General features: G+C 47.6%; 17 protein-coding genes and 1 riboswitch. Of the genes, 2 read left to right on the plus strand and 15 right to left on the minus strand.

All coding sequences use genetic code 11. From position 1 onward, the window contains the following. Positions 1-97 precede the first annotated feature (97 nt). The 7 genes from glyA to NSQ68_RS23620 all read right to left on the minus strand — a co-directional run bounded on the left by glyA (position 98) and on the right by NSQ68_RS23620 (position 7,344). Positions 98-1,348 carry a serine hydroxymethyltransferase gene (gene glyA, locus NSQ68_RS23590; protein WP_013312336.1) on the minus strand — a complete coding sequence of 417 codons (1,251 nt, stop codon included), beginning with the start codon at positions 1,346-1,348 and terminating at the stop codon, positions 98-100. Positions 1,349-1,468: 120 nt separating this feature from the next. After that, positions 1,469-2,056, minus strand: coding sequence for a TIGR01440 family protein (locus NSQ68_RS23595; RefSeq protein WP_307351392.1), 588 nt, complete (start codon positions 2,054-2,056; stop codon positions 1,469-1,471). Positions 2,057-2,275: 219 nt separating this feature from the next. After that, positions 2,276-2,357, minus strand: a riboswitch (ZMP/ZTP riboswitch). Positions 2,358-2,435: 78 nt separating this feature from the next. After that, positions 2,436-3,020, minus strand: a complete 585-nt coding sequence (locus NSQ68_RS23600; protein WP_342427335.1) for a low molecular weight protein arginine phosphatase — start codon at positions 3,018-3,020, stop codon at positions 2,436-2,438. 103 nt (positions 3,021-3,123) lie between these two features. Beyond that, a complete protein-coding gene (locus tag NSQ68_RS23605) occupies positions 3,124-3,684 on the minus strand; it encodes a manganese efflux pump (protein ID WP_250240619.1) in 561 nt (186 codons plus the stop codon). Positions 3,685-3,825: 141 nt separating this feature from the next. Continuing rightward, positions 3,826-5,073 (minus strand): L-threonylcarbamoyladenylate synthase, encoded by a 1,248-nt coding sequence (locus NSQ68_RS23610; RefSeq protein ID WP_342427336.1) that lies wholly within the window; start codon positions 5,071-5,073, stop codon positions 3,826-3,828. A 154-nt stretch (positions 5,074-5,227) separates the two neighbouring features. After that, positions 5,228-5,920 carry a stage II sporulation protein R gene (spoIIR, locus tag NSQ68_RS23615; RefSeq protein ID WP_342427337.1) on the minus strand — a complete coding sequence of 231 codons (693 nt, stop codon included), beginning with the start codon at positions 5,918-5,920 and terminating at the stop codon, positions 5,228-5,230. A gap of 215 nt (positions 5,921-6,135) precedes the next feature. Next, positions 6,136-7,344 carry an FtsW/RodA/SpoVE family cell cycle protein gene (locus tag NSQ68_RS23620; protein ID WP_165146154.1) on the minus strand — a complete coding sequence of 403 codons (1,209 nt, stop codon included), beginning with the start codon at positions 7,342-7,344 and terminating at the stop codon, positions 6,136-6,138. A gap of 253 nt (positions 7,345-7,597) precedes the next feature. Between NSQ68_RS23620 and NSQ68_RS23625 the strand changes: the two genes are divergently transcribed. Next, the gene (locus tag NSQ68_RS23625; RefSeq protein WP_165146151.1) at positions 7,598-8,341 is read left to right on the plus strand and encodes a DUF4878 domain-containing protein; all 744 of its coding nucleotides are present in this window, start codon (positions 7,598-7,600) and stop codon (positions 8,339-8,341) included. A gap of 129 nt (positions 8,342-8,470) precedes the next feature. On the opposite strand, the gene prmC is transcribed toward NSQ68_RS23625, so the two are convergent. The 8 genes from prmC to NSQ68_RS23665 all read right to left on the minus strand — a co-directional run bounded on the left by prmC (position 8,471) and on the right by NSQ68_RS23665 (position 15,510). After that, entirely contained in the window at positions 8,471-9,370 is a 900-nt protein-coding gene (gene prmC, locus NSQ68_RS23630) for a peptide chain release factor N(5)-glutamine methyltransferase (RefSeq protein WP_342427338.1), read from the minus strand. Positions 9,371-9,373: 3 nt separating this feature from the next. Next, positions 9,374-10,441, minus strand: coding sequence for a peptide chain release factor 1 (gene prfA / locus NSQ68_RS23635; protein WP_013312344.1), 1,068 nt, complete (start codon positions 10,439-10,441; stop codon positions 9,374-9,376). Positions 10,442-10,713: 272 nt separating this feature from the next. Beyond that, a complete protein-coding gene (ychF, locus tag NSQ68_RS23640) occupies positions 10,714-11,814 on the minus strand; it encodes a redox-regulated ATPase YchF (RefSeq protein WP_013312345.1) in 1,101 nt (366 codons plus the stop codon). Positions 11,815-11,947: 133 nt separating this feature from the next. Next, positions 11,948-12,439, minus strand: a complete 492-nt coding sequence (locus NSQ68_RS23645; RefSeq protein WP_342427339.1) for a GNAT family N-acetyltransferase — start codon at positions 12,437-12,439, stop codon at positions 11,948-11,950. Then, positions 12,436-13,536 (minus strand): type 2 isopentenyl-diphosphate Delta-isomerase, encoded by a 1,101-nt coding sequence (gene fni, locus NSQ68_RS23650; protein WP_342427340.1) that lies wholly within the window; start codon positions 13,534-13,536, stop codon positions 12,436-12,438. Before fni ends, NSQ68_RS23645 begins: the two co-directional genes overlap by 4 nt. 267 nt (positions 13,537-13,803) lie before the next feature. Further along, positions 13,804-14,262: a DMT family transporter gene (locus NSQ68_RS23655; protein WP_342427341.1), complete on the minus strand. Its 459-nt coding sequence runs from the start codon at positions 14,260-14,262 to the stop codon at positions 13,804-13,806. A gap of 58 nt (positions 14,263-14,320) precedes the next feature. Next, positions 14,321-15,025: a cyclic nucleotide-binding domain-containing protein gene (locus NSQ68_RS23660; RefSeq protein ID WP_342427342.1), complete on the minus strand. Its 705-nt coding sequence runs from the start codon at positions 15,023-15,025 to the stop codon at positions 14,321-14,323. 59 nt (positions 15,026-15,084) lie between these two features. Continuing rightward, positions 15,085-15,510 carry a DMT family transporter gene (locus NSQ68_RS23665; RefSeq protein ID WP_165146133.1) on the minus strand — a complete coding sequence of 142 codons (426 nt, stop codon included), beginning with the start codon at positions 15,508-15,510 and terminating at the stop codon, positions 15,085-15,087. 235 nt (positions 15,511-15,745) lie between these two features. Here NSQ68_RS23665 and NSQ68_RS23670 point away from each other — a divergent pair, with 235 nt between their 5' ends. Beyond that, positions 15,746-17,242 carry a phospholipase D family protein gene (locus tag NSQ68_RS23670; RefSeq protein WP_342427343.1) on the plus strand — a complete coding sequence of 499 codons (1,497 nt, stop codon included), beginning with the start codon at positions 15,746-15,748 and terminating at the stop codon, positions 17,240-17,242. Positions 17,243-17,248: the final 6 nt, after the last annotated feature.

The following is a 17,248-nucleotide window of genomic DNA, read 5'->3' on the forward strand; positions in this document are numbered from 1 at the left end:
GTAAGTTTCGAGTCGTTCGGAAGCAAAAAAAGGCTGTTCTCCTCCGGCTTACGGAAGGAAAACAGCCTATAACATAAAGATTATGAATGTCGATGAATTAGTATTGAGTTCCTGGATAGATCGGGAACTTGTCTGTCAACTCGCCAACCGCTTGGCTTGCTTTGGACAATACAGTATCATCTTTCGGGTTTTTAAGAGTTTCAGCAATGATTTTACCGATTTTGACCATAGCCTCTTCATCCATCCCACGAGATGTTGCAGCAGGTGTACCAATACGAATCCCGCTGGTTACGAATGGACTGGTCGGGTCAAAAGGAATCGCATTCTTATTGACTGTGATGCCCACGGAATCCAATACATGCTCCGCTTCTTTACCTGTGATATTCAAATTGCGCGTATCCAACAGCATCAGATGGTTATCCGTACCACCGGATACAATGTTAATCCCTTCAGCCAACAGTGTTTCAGCCAGCACCTGTGCGTTGCGAACTACGTTTTGCGCATAGGTTTTGAACGATGGCTGGAGCGCTTCACCCAAAGCAACCGCTTTGGACGCGATCACATGCATCAGTGGCCCCCCTTGAGTACCAGGGAAAATAGCTTTATCAATCGCTTGCGCCCATGCTTTGCGAGTCAGAATCAGACCCCCACGCGGACCACGTAGCGTTTTGTGTGTCGTTGTTGTTACAAATTGGGCATGCGGAACTGGACTTGGGTGAATTCCCGCTGCCACGAGACCTGCAATATGTGCCATATCCACCATAAACAGAGCACCTACATCATTGGCAATGGAAGCAAAAGCTTCAAAATCAATAGTACGCGGATATGCACTCGCGCCAGCTACAATCAGACGAGGACGGTGCTTGAAGGCTGCCTTGCGCACTTCATCGTAGTCGATGCGGAAGTTGTCTTCGCGTACACCGTAAGCAGCAAAGTTATACAACAAGCCAGAAGCGTTAACCGGACTTCCGTGTGTCAAATGGCCACCATGCGCCAGATTCATACCCAGTACAGTATCTCCAGGTTTGAGAGCCGCCAGATACACCGCCATGTTGGCTTGTGCTCCAGAGTGGGGCTGCACGTTAGCATGCTCGGCACCGAACAGTTCTTTTGCGCGGTCACGTGCGATATCTTCAACGATATCTACATGCTCACAGCCACCATAGTAGCGTTTGTTCGGGTAACCTTCAGCATATTTATTCGTCAGCACGGAGCCCATGGCTTCCATTACTGCTTCACTGACAATGTTCTCGGATGCGATTAGCTCGATATTGTGGCGTTGTCGTTTCAGTTCAAGTCCCATTGCTTCCATCACTGCTGGGTCACTTTTACGCAGGTGTTCCATCATGATTGATTACTCCCTCTCCATAGTCAATTGTTGGGTATACAAGCAAACGCCTGCTCCTCTGTTGGGTACCTCATCATCATTGCAAAAACGATTAGTACAAACATGTCGCCATGCCAAATGCTAATCGCAGTTTCCGCCGACTTCTTGCTCCAGACTGTACACCGCCCGTTGTCCGCCAATAAGTGGAGGACGGGTGAACGCCGCTGTCACACGTGCTTCGCCAATCCAGCGAAGGCTTGGGCGAAATGGAACAGCAATCGGTCGCAAATGCATGCCAATCAGCGTTTCGCCGATGTCTATCCCGGCATGAGCCTGCACGTTCGCCGCCAAACACGCGTCGCTCATAGAACGATAGGCGACGGTAGCCATAGAGCCTCCTGCTGTACGAATAGGAACAGCTGCAACCTCCATCAGTCCCAGTCGCTCCAGCACAGCCCGCTCAACGACCAGCGCTCGGTTCAAATGCTCACAGCATTGAAACGCCACATCAAAGCCATACTCTCTGCGAACGGACTCTACTCCAGACAACAGTTGCTGAGCCACATCGAGCGCTCCCGCCGTGCCAATTCGACTTCCAGCCACTTCACTTGTGCTAACGCCAATAACCAGCAGGCGACCAGCCTTGAGACTGGCTGCTTCTGCGATTTCCCGCGCGACAGAAGTGGTCTGTGCTTCCAGCGAAATCTCATGATCCAATTGTCCCACCATTGGAACCTCCTTTGGTTGAACAGCCTCTCAGAGACTAGGCACGGTCTCATGCCCCAAGTTCAACACACTCTCTCCTGATCACAATCTGACTATATTATAGCCGATGTTTCAGTTTTCGAGCAGAAAAAATGGAAGAACCTTTAAAGCAATCAACTCTCAGCTAAAAATCTGGCATAGCTCGTATATGAAAAAAGAGCAGTCCACACCTATGTGGAATTGCTCTTTTGCCCAGGCGACCGGCCGTATATCCGATGCTCCATCGTGGTTAATCCCACTTTTGTCGCCAGTTACATCGGATTCTCATTTTTCCACCTTATCTTAACGGATTAACCGTCGAAAATCAACAGATTCCGTACAAAATAGATGAGTAAGAGCGATTTTATTCGGAAGACGCCTTTAGCTTGTCCAGCAGCTTATGCAGTGCCGTGCGGATTTCCGCAGCTGTGACATCGTAGTCTTCTCGCGAACCGCCAAACGGATCTGAAATATCAAAGCCCGGAATCCGTTGGTGTAATTCAATCATTCGTTCACGCTCCTGCGCCGATAGCTCTTGTCCGAGTGAAGCCATCAACTGCTGTGAAGCATATAAACCATCCAACTCCTGTACATCATTCAACACCGCATCCCGGTTCTCCACATATTCCTTAAGCGTAAATACTTTGCCCGCCGTTTGGGGAAAGCGCTGAATTACGTGCTGTTTATGTCCTTGCGTCAAGGTTAAGATCAGATGCGCCCACCCGGCAAGCCCGTCACTCAAAGGGGTTGAGGTGATCTGATCGGATATATCGTGATCACGTAGAACCGCCTCTGCATGTCGGGATATCGGCGTGCCTTCCATCGCTGCCACTCCCGCAGAACGCACTTCCAGTTCTAGTCCATGCTCATCAGCCAACTTACGCAGCATCCCTTCAGCCATTGGACTGCGACAGGTATTCCCTGTGCATACAAATAAGATATTCTTCAACGTTTTCACCCCCCGTATGTTAAAAAATATATAAACAGAGGATTACTATAATCCTAATCCCTTACTTTAACCCTGCACTTATTTTACACTGTCTGCGCTAAAATCAAAACATAAACATAAAGCCGAATGCCAGCAAAATGGCACCGCCCACTGCTTCCCCGTAATCTCCTAGATTACGGCTGACCTTGCGACCCAGCAGCAGGCCCAACATCGCCATTGCTCCTCCGCAAAAACCAAATGCCAGAACGGACAGCACCAGATCACTCTGGAACATCCCCAGTGACACTCCTACAGAAAATGAATCCACGCTCACCCCAAGTGCAAACAGCAAAAGACCTAAAGGCGAACGATGATCCAATACCTGTACGCCGTCCCCTTTGAAGGAATTATACACCATATGCCCGCCTAAAAGGATGAGTAGCCCCCCTGCGAAGTAGGTCGTCACATGACCTAATAAAGAACTCATATAATGGCCTGTGAAGATTCCCAGCAATGGCATCAGAATGTGAAAAAAACCAATAACAGTGCTGATGCGCAGCACGTCTCGCAGGCGTATCCCCTTCATGCCGATCCCTACACCCAGCGATAACGCATCCATTCCTAGCGCTACCGCCATGATCAGAATCGTTACAACCTGCCCGGCATGGGCAGAGGCTGTCAGCATACTCCATCCCTCCATTATCCGTCTGTTCTTGTACACGTTATGCGGACAAGGGGCAAATCAGTACAAGCATACACTGAAAGTACCCAATACCGAGACGAGGAGGGAGGAGATTTAATATAAGAGGCTCTGATTCGACAGTAGCTACAGGCGGACGATTCGGTGACCTGCCGCTTTAAGCAGGCGGTTCATAACGGCGTCGCCCAATCCCTTCGGCGGACAGGATTCCGCCAAAATGTAGGTGACGCCGTCCTCGTCGCAGCGGCGCAGCACGCCGTACAGGCGCTGCGCTGCCTCATGGAGCGCGTCCAGCTTGCCTAGCGTGTAGACGCGTTCTCCGGCGTAGCCGGCGGCGTGCTCGTCGAACGCGAGCACTGCCGTGCGCTCCCCGCTGGCGGAAGCCTCCGCCAGCGCAGCGCGAATCCAGCCCGTCACTTCAACGGACGACGGGCCTTGTACCACGCTCAAGCGGCCTCGCGGCGCGTAGTGCGTGTACTTCATGCCCGGTGAGCGCGGCGCCGGGCTGTCCGCGTCTTCCCCGGGCGTAGCAGCCAACGCCGGGTCCAGCACGACGGCGCGAGCAACCGCAGCGAGCTGCTCAGCCGTCACGCCGCCGGGACGCAGGATGGTGACGGTTCCGTCGTCACCCGCCTGCACCACCGTGGACTCCAGTCCCACCCCTGTGGGACCTCCGTCTAAAATGCCGCCGATGCGGTCCTCCAGATCCTCCCGCACATGCTGTGCTAGGGTCGGACTAGGTCTTCCCGAACGATTGGCGCTTGGCGCAGCCAACGGACAACCCGCTTCAGCGATCAAGCGCAGCGCTATCGGATGATCTGGCATGCGCACACCAACCGTGTCCAGACCGGCTGTCACACGTGATGACAGTGCCTGCGGCACCACTGGCAATACGAGAGTCAGTGGTCCCGGCCAGAACATATTCATCAGCGCCCGGGCTGTATCGTTTATTTTTGCTACCATACCCTCTAATTGATCAGCATCAGAAATATGTACAATGAGCGGGTTATCGGAGGGACGCCCTTTGGCAGCGAATACCGCCTCCACCGCTTTTGTACTACGAGCATCGGCCCCCAGGCCGTACACGGTCTCCGTAGGAAAGGCTACCGTCTCTCCAGCTTGGAGGAGTAAGGCGGCCTCGCGTATGCCCTTTTCCGCCGTGATCAGAGTCTGTTCATCCCAAATTTCGTCAGAAACATCCCCGTCAGTGTTGCTCACAGGAACCAAACATCTTACATCCCACCATTGTGTATGGGAAGACTTCAATGCCTGCTTCAGCTCGCGAATTCCCTGTTCATCTAGCTTTTGCTCAGGTTTTTCCTTTTGCACAAATTCTCCGCGCAAGTCTTGCATTTGATTCGATTTATCGCTCATATCAGATCATCCCATATCTTATTGTCATACAAGCCACTTATTTCGTTTGATCCCCATAAAGCTACTTTGAAAGATCAGTTCATTTGGCTCTGCCATGTGTATATCTATCGTAAGTTCCATTATAGCATATGGGGAAACTTACACTCCTCAACGTTTAGGCAAACAAACCACTCACCCAGTTACACAGTCCCGTAAGTGCATCCCACAGAAAAAAACGTACTTCTGGCTCCTTGTCAGTAGCATTCGTCCGACTATCTCCGTGATTCGTTTTTGCTGATACCGTTTGTGCCGTTGCTTCCCCACTGCCTGCATCAATAAAACATAGCGGAGGAAACAGCACGCACCACCAATTTTGACCTTTTCCTTGCCCCAGCGTAACCCGAAGTGCCTCATAATTCCCTGCCGGGTAGACAAGACCACCGTACATTTTCGTTGGGAAAGGTACGCTCGCCAGTTCCACCTGATGATCATACGCAATGCCGCGACGAGCCAGTTCCATACCTACCAAACGGTCAATTTCAGGTAAATGAGCATCAATCAATGATCTCGCTTGGTCTAAGCTTTGCGGGTTTTCCAGCTCACCCACCCAGGCATTCATCTGCTGTACAATAGCGTCCCGTATTTCGCGTTTAACCAACTGATCCTCCGGGCGATCCGAATTGGCCAAAATACGCAGTCGAATGGAATCATGTGGAATCACTTTCAGCCCTGCTGTTGCCACTCCTGAAGCTAAGATTCCTCTTGTTCCAGTGGTCATAGCGGCATCCGTTTTTTGACCTTCCCAAGACATCATTAATATCGAAATACAAAATAATATCATTGCAGCTTGCTTTACCCAACTTCTCATCTTCGTCCCCCCAAACCCAAACTCTATCATGTCTATCAGTCTGTCCGGATTGGGAGAATCTAAACCTATGAGTCTCTTAAAATGCTCAGGGCAAAGGTTTGTTTATGATCTGCGAATATGAAAAAGCCCAGATTTCACAATCTGGACCTTTTCGTTACACCGTTTTACTTTATACAAATATCCATTCGTATCTACTTACTTACAATCCACGCATACTAAGCTTTTTTCTCCTTCGTCAAGCTCGCTCTGGAAGGCTGTGGCAGATCATCCTCCAGCTCCTGACCGTGAATCTTAATGCTCATAATGACGCCCATACTCGCCATGTTGATAATCAGAGAAGTCCCGCCGTAACTAATGAACGGCAGCGTAATCCCTGTCAGCGGCATGATATTGAGGAAAGCGCCGATATTTTCAAAAATCTGATATAGCAGCATGGAGACAATTCCGACAATTATATATGGTCCTGACCGTTCCCGACACTCTAGCGCAATGACAATCATCCGGTAAATTAGAATAAAGTACAACACCAGCAATAGCGACGAACCAGTAAAGCCAAACTCCTCCGCCACTACAACAAAGATCGAGTCTGCATACGTATACGGCACACGCCCCGATTGAACTGAGCTACCTTTTGTAAATCCTTTACCCAGCATGCTACCTGAGGCTATGGCCAGCCTACCATTACCAGTCTGATATTTAGCATCTCTAGTGGCCTTCTCTGGAACCAACCAAGGATCAAAGCGGTTAACCAAGTGAGGTTTTCCAATGGTATCAGATAAAAAATGTTTAGCCTGGTCATGATAATGTGTGTACCAAAATATTCCCGAGCTAGCCGTTCCTGCTATGAGCAGTAAACCAATCAACGCATGAGCCATCTTTATATTTCCAATCCAAAACATTCCAAACATGATAATAATATAACTTAGTGCATTACCTAAGTCATTCTGAGCCAAAACAAGCACAAAAGGTAGAAAAGTGATCATACTAATCGGCACTACATCACGCCAGAAGAGCATTTGTGCTCTTTGCTTATTCCTACGCACTAATACATAGGCCATAAAGAGAACCAGGATTAATTTAAATAATTCCGCAGGCTGGATACTTAATCCCCCTATATCCAGCCAACCAGATGCATTATTCTTCTTTTCACCTACAAAGATTGTTAACAAAAGTAGCAAAATCCCAAATCCATAAATATATAGGGAATGCCTTACAAACAAGCGATAATCGAAAATACTCAGACTCAAAATCACCAGAAAACCAAGCACATAAAAGATAATCATTTTGATGTAGTCATTACCATGACCCTGTCCTGTTTTTTCAAAATAGATACCCGCACTGTATGTTGCACATACACTAATGACCATCAACATCGCAAGGATGAAAATGATACCCGTATCCATCTTTTTCAATTTACGAAGCATAAGAATCCTCCAAATCAGGTAGTCGACTATATCTTCTTATTCTAAAGTAATTGTATAGCAAATGAAACTGCCGATAAAATGTACAATTTTTCATCAAAATCCGACATCGTATTTATGAATACATATATAACATCAGTCCCTTAGGCTCATTCAAATCTTTCTTTTTTTACGAGATAATACAAATATACAAAAAAAAGGAGGGTCGTGGTTTGCTATCGGATAAAAAAATATTTTAAATATGGAGGGCTAAATCATGTTTCTTAGAAAAGTGAGTTTAATTTTAGTTGCATTGACTCTGAGTATCTGTTCATTCGGGAATATAAGCTTTGCTGAAAAAGCACCTGAATCTGAAGCTAGCCAAGTGGTTAAAGATTTCCTCACATCTATGGTAAGTGGTGACTTTACAAAAGCTACATCTTTGGTTGTGGATCAGCGCTTCTCCAACTCTGAGGAACAAATTAAAGAATATAAAGCATTCAGCAACAGTACAGACTTAAGCTCTCTCGAGATCACTTCAGTCGATACTGAAAACAGTAACTCATTATACGTGAACTTAAAGGATAATTCCGGTAAATCTGAAACCGGAAAAGTAATACATGTAAAGAATATTGATGGAGCATGGAAGATCATGTTAGGGAATACTTCAGATGGACAAAGAAATATATCAACAAACGCCTTTGTGGACAGTTTCCAGTATAATGGATTACAATATGGCGCTACCTACACTAGTACTTTTTCTATTCCCAGCGGTGTCAGCAAAATCATGCTACAAGGTTGGCAATACTCCAGTAATTCATATCCAGCTAATGTATCCTATCAGCTTGCCCAAGACGATTGGCTAGGTTATAAGACCCTTGGAGAGCCAGTAGATGTTGACTATGACGGTAATTACTCTATAAATTTGTTCGGAGCATCGTCTGGAAGCAACTTCTGCATTAGAATTTTTGTAGGAAATAGCGCGAATGTTAATCTCTCGGCCAATATTTCCCATCCTTAAAATTTATACATTTTCAATGCAGTAATTAAAAATACCTTCCAGTCCTCCTCTTCAGGAAATCTGGAGGGTATTCCAATCCTCTAATACTTCTCTTCATTCTTGACAATTCCAAACGTATCATTCACAAATTCAAACTTTTATACCCAGGACATGTCGTTCAATCCCTGCAAGGTCCGGCACGATCAAGATTGTCTTCCAATGACCTGCCTGTTCCAGCAGGCCAGCCACATCTCTGGCCTGTCCCATCCCCAGTTCAAACCCGATTAGCCGGGGTGGTGCCTGAAGGAGTCCAAGCTGCTCCAGCATTGCCCGATACGGGCCGAGCCCGTCAGGACCACCATCCAACGCCATCCGCGGCTCATGGTCGCGTACCTCTGGCTGTAAGCCAGCGATGTCAGCAGCCGGGATGTACGGCGGGTTGGACACGAGAATGTCCACCGCCGTTCCCGCGAACGGCGTCAGCAAATCGCCCTCGCGGAATTCTACGGCTGCGCCGTTCGCAGCGGCGTTATGAGCCGCCATCTTTAGCGCAGCGGCCGAAATATCCCCAGCCGCCACGCGCCAGCTCGGTCGCTCAGCCGCCAGCGTCACGGCAATCGCACCGCTGCCCGCGCCGATGTCGAGCGCCTGCGGAGCGCCGCTTGGCCACAGCCGATCACCGTGCTGGAGTATCGCCTCGACGAGCAGTTCTGTCTCCGGGCGTGGAATCAGCACCGACGGCGAAACCATAAATGGGCGGCCATAAAATTCCTGCCGTCCGATAATATACTGCGCCGGTTCACCCGCAGCTTTGCGGGCTATAATCCGTTCCCACGCCTCCTTGACGGAGGAAGGGAACGAATCACCCAGAGCGGCGTAAAACGCCGTGCCTTCCAACCCGAGTACATGCTCCAGCAGCAAGCGGGCATTATGCTGGGGTTCCAGAACGCCACAGCTTCCTAAAAAAGAAGAAGCCTCAACCAAGGCTTCTCTGATACTCATGTTCCGTTCCGGCGACATCCGATACACACAATCGCGTTCGTTCCCCAAAACTTAAACCTCTTGTTCCATCAAATCAGCCTGCTCTGCAATCGTGAGCGCCGATACGATTTCTTCGATCTCCCCGTTCATCACCTGGTCCAGCTTATGCATAGTTAGTCCAATACGATGATCCGTTACACGGCTTTGCGGGAAGTTGTAGGTACGTATACGCTCACTGCGGTCCCCGGTACCTACTTTGCTCTTACGCTCGCCTGCATATTTGGCTTCCTCTTCCTGACGCAACATATCCGAAATACGGGCACGCAAAACTTGCAGCGCCTTCTCCTTATTGGAGTTCTGGGATTTTCCGTCCTGACAGGTTGCCATAATACCTGTTGGCATATGCGTTACACGCACCGCCGACTTGGTCGTATTAACGGATTGTCCGCCCGCACCGCTGGAACAGAACGTATCCACGCGAATATCCTTGTCGGAAATTTCAATATCCACTTCTTCTGCCTCAGGCATAACGGATACTGTAGATGTCGATGTATGAATACGCCCACCTGATTCCGTCGTAGGAATCCGCTGTACGCGGTGTGCGCCGCTTTCGAATTTCATTTTGCTGTATGCACCACGACCGTTAATCATGAAAATAACCTCTTTAAAGCCCCCGAGATCATTCATGTTCGCGTCCATCAGCTCTACACGCCAGCCTTGGGTATCGGCATAACGGGTATACATCCGGTACAAATCAGCTGCGAATAGTGCCGCTTCGTCACCACCCGCTGCACCACGAATCTCAATAATAACGTTCTTATCATCATTCGGGTCCTTCGGCAGCAGCAAAATACGGATTTTTTCATCTAGCTCCCGCTTGCGAACACTCAGTTCTTCAATCTCCATTTTGACCATTTCACGCATCTCGTCGTCCAGCTTTTCACCCTGCATGGTTTTTGCAGCTTCTAGCTCTTCAACGACATTTTTATATTCGGTATATGCTTCATAAGCAGGCTGTAAATCAGACTGTTCTTTGGAATAATCTCTAAGTTTTTTGCTATCGTTCGCTACATCCGGATCGCAGAGCAGTTCGCTCAGTTTATCGTAGCGGTCCGCCAATGATTGCAATCGGTCCAACAAGCGATTCACCTCTTCAGTTAAATTAATATGAAGCCAGCTTCAATTTCACTGGCTACAGCTCTTTATTATACCAACTAATTCATGAATTAGCTACAAGAAATACTGACTAATTTAGGATTTTGCAAAAATCCACACGACATGTAATTCAATAAAAAAAGTCGCCGCCCTAATATAGGCAGCGACCACGTAATCTAGCACATTTCAGAACACACATACTTGATACATCGTCTTTTATATATCCGAATCAAGTATTGTACTCTAGAAATTATATATTAAACATTAAAACGGAAATGCATAACGTCTCCGTCCTGCACTACATATTCCTTACCTTCCAGACGAAGCTGACCACGTTCCTTGGCCCCGTTCATCGAACCAGCAGCAACCAAATCGTTGTAGGATACAACCTCGGCACGAATAAATCCGCGTTCAAAATCCGTATGAATTACGCCCGCAGCACCCGGTGCCTTCGTTCCTTTGTGAATAGTCCAAGCGCGAACTTCCTGCACACCTGCCGTGAAATACGTATACAGGCCCAACAAGCGATATGCTGCTTTAATCAGACGGTTCAATCCGGATTCAGCCAATCCCAGTTCCTCGAGGAACATCGCCTTGTCTTCGCCTTCAAGCTCAGCAATTTCAGATTCTACCTTGGCGCTAATCGGCACCACTTCTGCATTTTCAGCCACGGCAAAATCGCGTACCTTTTGCACATATGGATTGCTGTCGGCTTCCGTTACACCATCTTCGCTAACATTAGCGGCGTAGAGTACAGGCTTCATCGTCAGCAAATGAAGATCGCGTACAATCAGCCGTTCTTCATCCGACAATTCTAAGCTACGCGCAGGTTTATCAGCATATAGCGTTTCCTTGATCCGCTCCAGCACTTCAACTTCTTGGGTGTACTGCTTGTTGCCACCCTTCATGTTTTTGCGGGAACGTTCAATACGCTTGTCTACGCTTTCGATATCCGCCAGAATCAGTTCCAAATTAATGGTCTGAATGTCGCTGATCGGGTCAATTTTGCCGTCTACATGGGTAATGTTCTCATCTTCAAAGCAACGTACCACATGTACAATCGCATCCACTTCACGAATATGAGCCAGAAACTTGTTACCCAGACCCTCGCCCTTGCTCGCACCGCGCACAAGTCCTGCAATATCAACAAATTCAAATGCCGTTGGCACCGTTTTATTCGGCACAACCAGTTCGGTCAACTTATCCAGCCGCTCGTCCGGTACTTCAACGACGCCTACATTGGGGTCAATTGTACAAAATGGATAGTTTGCGGATTCCGCACCCGCCTGCGTTATTGCGTTAAAAAGTGTTGATTTGCCCACATTCGGCAAGCCCACAATCCCCGCTTTTAAAGCCATAATCAGAACAACTCCCGTTTATATAAAATATGCGTTATGCCATCCGTTAGTTTACCAACCCACATTATATATGAGAACCTATACATGCGGCAAGCATACGGTTATGGAATTCAGGATTTTACTATATCCCTATTTAGATTTCTTTGCTCATCTGGATATCTGTAATCCGATAGCCCGACTTGCGATATACATGCAAAGCTCGCTCATTATGCCCAAATACATGCAAACCGATGCGGACAGCTCCAAGTCTGCGAGCCTCCTGTTCCAAAGCCTCCATCGCCAGCGTACCTAGACCCCTCCCCTGGTATGAATCGTAGACAAAAATATCCAGTAGAAAAGCTTCTTTTCCTTGCGCGCCGTCCGTAATATTGAACCAGATATAGCCAGCTTCCTCCTGACTCTGCCCCCCGGCATTGGAAAACATCAACATATACAGGTGAGCATGAGGTGTGTCTAGTCTCTGTGGCAGGTATCGAGCAAAACTTTCTGCCGCTCGCTCTGGTGCTTCTTCAACCGTCCATGTACCTGCTTGGATTTTCTCATCCGCATAGTCGGCAAGCGAGCGTTGTTCAAATCGATCATATTGCTCCACATTCATCGGAACCAATGTAATATGTCCGCTCATCCGTTTACCTTCTTTCTTAGTCGAGTCGTATCTTTGAGCCCTTCTATTCCATCTACCCCAATACCAAACATGACCGTTCGGAGTTCCATTTCGACCTGCTCCAAACGTGCTTCCAGCGCTTCACTGGAGGCGACCGCAGAACCGAGCAAAGAACGCCCAAAACCAGCCATGTCTGCTCCTAAAGCAAGTGCCTTCGCCGCATCGACGCCGTCTCTCAGTCCACCGCTGCCGATCAGAGCACCATGTGGCTGAACGGCTCTAACTTCCACGATACAATCAGCGGTCGAATTACCCCAATCCGCAAACGCCTCCGCCGCCGCGCGACGCACAGGATCAGGATTGCGAAATTTCTCCACTTGGCTCCAGCTTGTCCCGCCTGCACCAGCGACATCAATAAAGGCTGCACCCGCATCATACAGTCTCGATGCCGTCTCGCTATCTATGCCCCAACCTACTTCCTTCACTCCTACAGGCACTGAAAGCTGACGACACAACTCCTCGATACGATTAAGCAGGCCGCTAAAATCCAAATTCCCTTCGGGTTGGAAAATCTCCTGCAATCCGTTCAAATGCAGCACCAACATATCTGCTCCAGCAATGTCTACTGCACGGCGACAATCGTCCACGCCAAATCCGTAGTTCAGCTGGACCGCACCCAAATTGGCAAGGATCGGGATACTGGGTGCCAGACGGCGGACTGCAAAGGTTGAAGCCAATTCTTCCCTTTCCACCGCAGCCCGTACCGAACCGACGCCCAATGCCCAGCCGCGTCTCTCCGCTGTCTCTGCTAATCGCTCATTAATCGCTCCTGTCTCGGCGCTACCGCCTGTCATGGAGCTAATTAGCAGCGGTGTTCGTACAGCCTGTCCTAAAAAAGTAGTATCCAGGCGAACCTCGTCAAAATGCAACTCCGGCAGAGCGCAGTGCTTAAAGATATACCGCTCCAGCCCGCTGGTGATACCTTGTCCGGCCACATCTTCTTGCAAACAAAGGCGGACATGCTCAATCTTCCTTTCGCCTGTCCTTGCGGCAGGTAACAAAGAGCCGGATCTGTTAAAACCGTCAGGTGCTCCTTTTTCATTCTCTGTACTACTCATCTATGTTCCACCTCATCCAAAGTCACTCTGTTTATTGTATCAAGTTCAAGAAGCACAAATAAGACCGTTCCCGAACACGGTAACCGATCTATTTATCGTCTCTTATATCAAATATCGTAGCCCTTAAAATGGCTATTTTAAGATACTTTCATTGTATCATGGATGGAAAAATATATACACGATCGTGAACATTTTTTCTTACCCATAGATCATGTTCTAAATTCGCAATAAACCAGTTATTTCGGAAACTCTACAGAAAAGCCGCTCCTAATTGAGCTGCCGCTTTTCTGCAATTTTCCCAAATTTGAACACAAGAATACCACCGATAATGACCAATACACCGATCAACTTATTAAAGGTAAACGGAATTTTTTCTAATCCTAGCCATCCTAATGAATCCCACAACAGGGCGGTACCTAATTGCGCCGTCAATACAATGGAGATCGCATAGGTTGGGCCAAGTCGCTTCATTCCTTGTACCAGACAGAACACAACACCGACACCAATCATGCCACTGAACCAGTACCACGGCTGCATATGCTGTAAAGCAAATGTATTTTCCCCCTCAAAAATAAGACTCCCGAGTAAGGAAGCCAAGAACCCTGTGCCCAGTACCAATGTTGTTGTAGCCCACGATCCTGTCCGTTCATTCACCTTATTATTGAATATCGTTTGCAGACTGACCAAGGCACCTGCGATAACCGCCAATACAATTCCTAATAACATATGTTAACTCTCCCTTGATGATCCTTGATATTCTTCTGCTTTATACTACATGCTCCTATTACAATGTTTCATAAATATTATGTCCTGCCAGTTCACTCAAACCTTTTCTGTCCCGAATGACAATATAGCCTTTTGTCCGTTCAACCCATCCATCTTCAATCATTTTGCGAATGACACGGTTGAGATGCCTATAGCTGGTTCCGATCAAATTTGCCACATCTACCAGACTGGATGCACGTAATTCCTCATGAAAAGCCGTATTCGACTCGTCAAAAGAAACCGATAACAGGTAGCTCGCCAGCCTGACTTCCACCGGATACATGAGATTAAAACTGGAAAAATCGGAGTCCAGGCAAAACTTTCGCGTGACAATATCCAGTAGAAATTGCAGCAAAGGAGCATAGTCTCTGCCGTATTTGTTCATCCATTGGTGGTGAATACCGATCACATAGATCGGAGACACTGCCTCTACCGTGTTGATGACGTGACTACTCCGAATATATTCAACATCTCCTATGACCTCGATCGGTGTTTTGAAGCAAAGGATCAGGGTTTTCCCTTCTGTAGAACTGGTATAAATCTTGACCTTACCCTGCACCAGTATATATAAATGTTCGATGGAGTCCCCCTGTGAACAGAGCCTTTCCCCTTGCTCCAAACGATGCAACGACAAATAAGGATGTAGTGGCTCGTAGAGTATGGATTCCAACTCATGCAGCTGCAAAAAATATTTTAGCTGCTCTTGATCCTGAATTTCTCTCATTCCTAAGCTCACCTTCAATTTCTGCGTTCTAAGCTATCTTTACGAATTAAAATTCTATTTTAGAGCTTTAGAATAATTACACCCGCGATCATCATACCAATACCTATAAATTGTGGCAGCTTCATCTTTTGCTTCACAATACCGAACCATCCCTTGATATCTACCAGGAAGGTTAAACACAACTGCGCAATTAACAGCGCCGAGATCGTGAACGTAACCCCAATATGTTGGATTGCCGTGACTTCGCTAAATATAATAATAGCTGCAAAGGCACCGCCCCAAAGATACATTGGCTTTACTTGTTTCATTTCAGCCATATTGCCATCCCTTGTAACCATCCAGACTAATGCTGCCAAAATAAAGCCTATTAGCTGAGTAACAGTGGCCGCCTGCCATGTACCGATATCCTGACTAATCCGTGTATTTGCTACACCCTGTAGCGTAATGCACGCCCCTCCCAGAAAAGCAAACAAAATCCCTCTCATAAATCGTTATTCTCCCCATGTAAATGACTTTTCTATATATTAAATTATAGGGCAGACTCTCTATAAAGGACATATGTCCTCAATGAATAGTAAAACATCCTCCATTTCATTCCATTCAGCATCCGCGTCAATCCTGCACACTTGCGTTAATAACTTGACAGTATCCCATCATAAAACTGCATGTTCCGGCACGGTAAAACGGAATGCAGCATTCAATTGAGGAGTTGATCGTCATATGATTACACGTGATCCGCTGCATTCTGTGCCGGAATATCAAAAAAGAACTAAAAAAAAGGGCCGTGCCCTTAAAATCGCCATTCTGGTACTTATCCTCTGGCTGATTGCCGTCATGCTGTATCAGACCCATAAACCATTGCCTCCGTTCGTCTCTTATGAGAGTCAGGAGTATTCAACCCATGAGGTAAACTTCTGGACAGATTTGACCTATCCCACCGGGAATGGTAATACTGCACAGCATGAAGGACAAATTTTGAATCGTATGCTCGGGATCATTGATGAAGCCGAGCAATTTATCGTCATCGATCTGTTTCTGTTCAACGATTATAAGCATAAAGGTCAGCGCTTCCCCCAAGTCAGCGCACAAATGACCGATCATCTTATTGCCAAAAAGAAAGCTCATCCTGATATGCCTATCTTTTTCATTACAGATGAAATCAATACCAACTACAATTCTGCTCCCAATCCTTTGTTGGAAAATATGAAGCGAGCAGGGATTCAAGTCGTGCAGACCGATGTAGATCCCCTGTGGGACTCTACGCCCATCTATTCGGCGGTGTGGCGTACCTTTTTCCAATGGTTCGAGCAGCAGGGCACAGGCTGGATTCCCAACCTGATGGCCAGTGACGGACCGGATGTTACGGCTCGCTCCTATCTTAAGCTGTTAAACGTCAAGGCCAATCACCGAAAATTGGTTGCCAACGAACAGACAGCGCTCATTTCTACAGGCAACGTGCACGACGCGAGCGCCTATCACTCCAATGTAGCGCTGGAGGTGAAGGGGCCGATCATCGGAGACATTTTACAAGCGGAGCAGGCGGTGTTGGACTTTTCGGGCGGTGGACAGCTTCCTGCCTATACACCACAGGTCGAACCCAAAGTTCCATCGAGTAAGGACAGCTATCGAATCAAATATCTAACTGAGGGCAAAGTGTACACCTCGGTTCTGGATGGCATCGGGCAGACAAAGAAAGGTGACAGCATTCATATGGGCATGTTTTATTTAGCTGACCGCAAAGTATTGAATAGCCTGCTGGATGCCTCTGCGCGCGGTGTAAACATCCAATTGCTGCTGGACCCCAATGAAAACGCGTTTGGTCAGGAAAAAATCGGCATCCCCAATCGTCCGGTTGCCCAGGAGTTGTCCGATAAATCGGGCGGGAACATTCAAATTCGCTGGTATCATACCACCCATGAGCAATTCCATACCAAGCTGATTTATATCGCCAAGGCGCAAGGAGAGCATATCATTTGGGGTGGCTCTACCAATCTGACCCCCCGTAATCTGAATGATTTGAATCTGGAAAATGAATTGTGGGTGGCCGCTCCGGCGGACAGCAAGCTGACCCGACAGGTTGCGGCCTATTTTGATAAGCTATGGAATAATCAGGGGGCTGAATACAGTTTGGATCTAGCAGCTTACGAGGATCATTCAACATTTTGGAAAGATATTATATACCGTCTACAGGATATTTTAGGCTTTACTACATTTTAACTACGG

Origin of the sequence: Paenibacillus sp. FSL L8-0158 (genome assembly GCF_038592965.1) — a bacterium.
GTDB classification, from domain to species: Bacteria; Bacillota; Bacilli; order Paenibacillales; family Paenibacillaceae; genus Paenibacillus; species Paenibacillus polymyxa_D.

Excerpts from the sequence above, each read along its gene's own strand:
- glyA (WP_013312336.1), bottom strand. The coding sequence starts at position 1,348 with ATGATGGAACACCTGCGTAAAAGTGACCCAGCAGTGATGGAAGCAATG.
- NSQ68_RS23595 (WP_307351392.1), bottom strand. The coding sequence starts at position 2,056 with ATGGTGGGACAATTGGATCATGAGATTTCGCTGGAAGCACAGACCACT.
- NSQ68_RS23605 (WP_250240619.1), bottom strand. The coding sequence starts at position 3,684 with ATGCTGACAGCCTCTGCCCATGCCGGGCAGGTTGTAACGATTCTGATC.
- NSQ68_RS23610 (WP_342427336.1), bottom strand. The coding sequence starts at position 5,073 with ATGAGCGATAAATCGAATCAAATGCAAGACTTGCGCGGAGAATTTGTG.
- spoIIR (WP_342427337.1), bottom strand. The coding sequence starts at position 5,920 with ATGAGAAGTTGGGTAAAGCAAGCTGCAATGATATTATTTTGTATTTCG.
- NSQ68_RS23620 (WP_165146154.1), bottom strand. The coding sequence starts at position 7,344 with ATGCTTCGTAAATTGAAAAAGATGGATACGGGTATCATTTTCATCCTT.
- NSQ68_RS23625 (WP_165146151.1), top strand. The coding sequence starts at position 7,598 with ATGTTTCTTAGAAAAGTGAGTTTAATTTTAGTTGCATTGACTCTGAGT.
- ychF (WP_013312345.1), bottom strand. The coding sequence starts at position 11,814 with ATGGCTTTAAAAGCGGGGATTGTGGGCTTGCCGAATGTGGGCAAATCA.
- NSQ68_RS23645 (WP_342427339.1), bottom strand. The coding sequence starts at position 12,439 with ATGAGCGGACATATTACATTGGTTCCGATGAATGTGGAGCAATATGAT.
- fni (WP_342427340.1), bottom strand. The coding sequence starts at position 13,536 with ATGAGTAGTACAGAGAATGAAAAAGGAGCACCTGACGGTTTTAACAGA.
- NSQ68_RS23655 (WP_342427341.1), bottom strand. The coding sequence starts at position 14,262 with ATGTTATTAGGAATTGTATTGGCGGTTATCGCAGGTGCCTTGGTCAGT.
- NSQ68_RS23660 (WP_342427342.1), bottom strand. The coding sequence starts at position 15,025 with ATGAGAGAAATTCAGGATCAAGAGCAGCTAAAATATTTTTTGCAGCTG.
- NSQ68_RS23665 (WP_165146133.1), bottom strand. The coding sequence starts at position 15,510 with ATGAGAGGGATTTTGTTTGCTTTTCTGGGAGGGGCGTGCATTACGCTA.
- NSQ68_RS23670 (WP_342427343.1), top strand. The coding sequence starts at position 15,746 with ATGATTACACGTGATCCGCTGCATTCTGTGCCGGAATATCAAAAAAGA.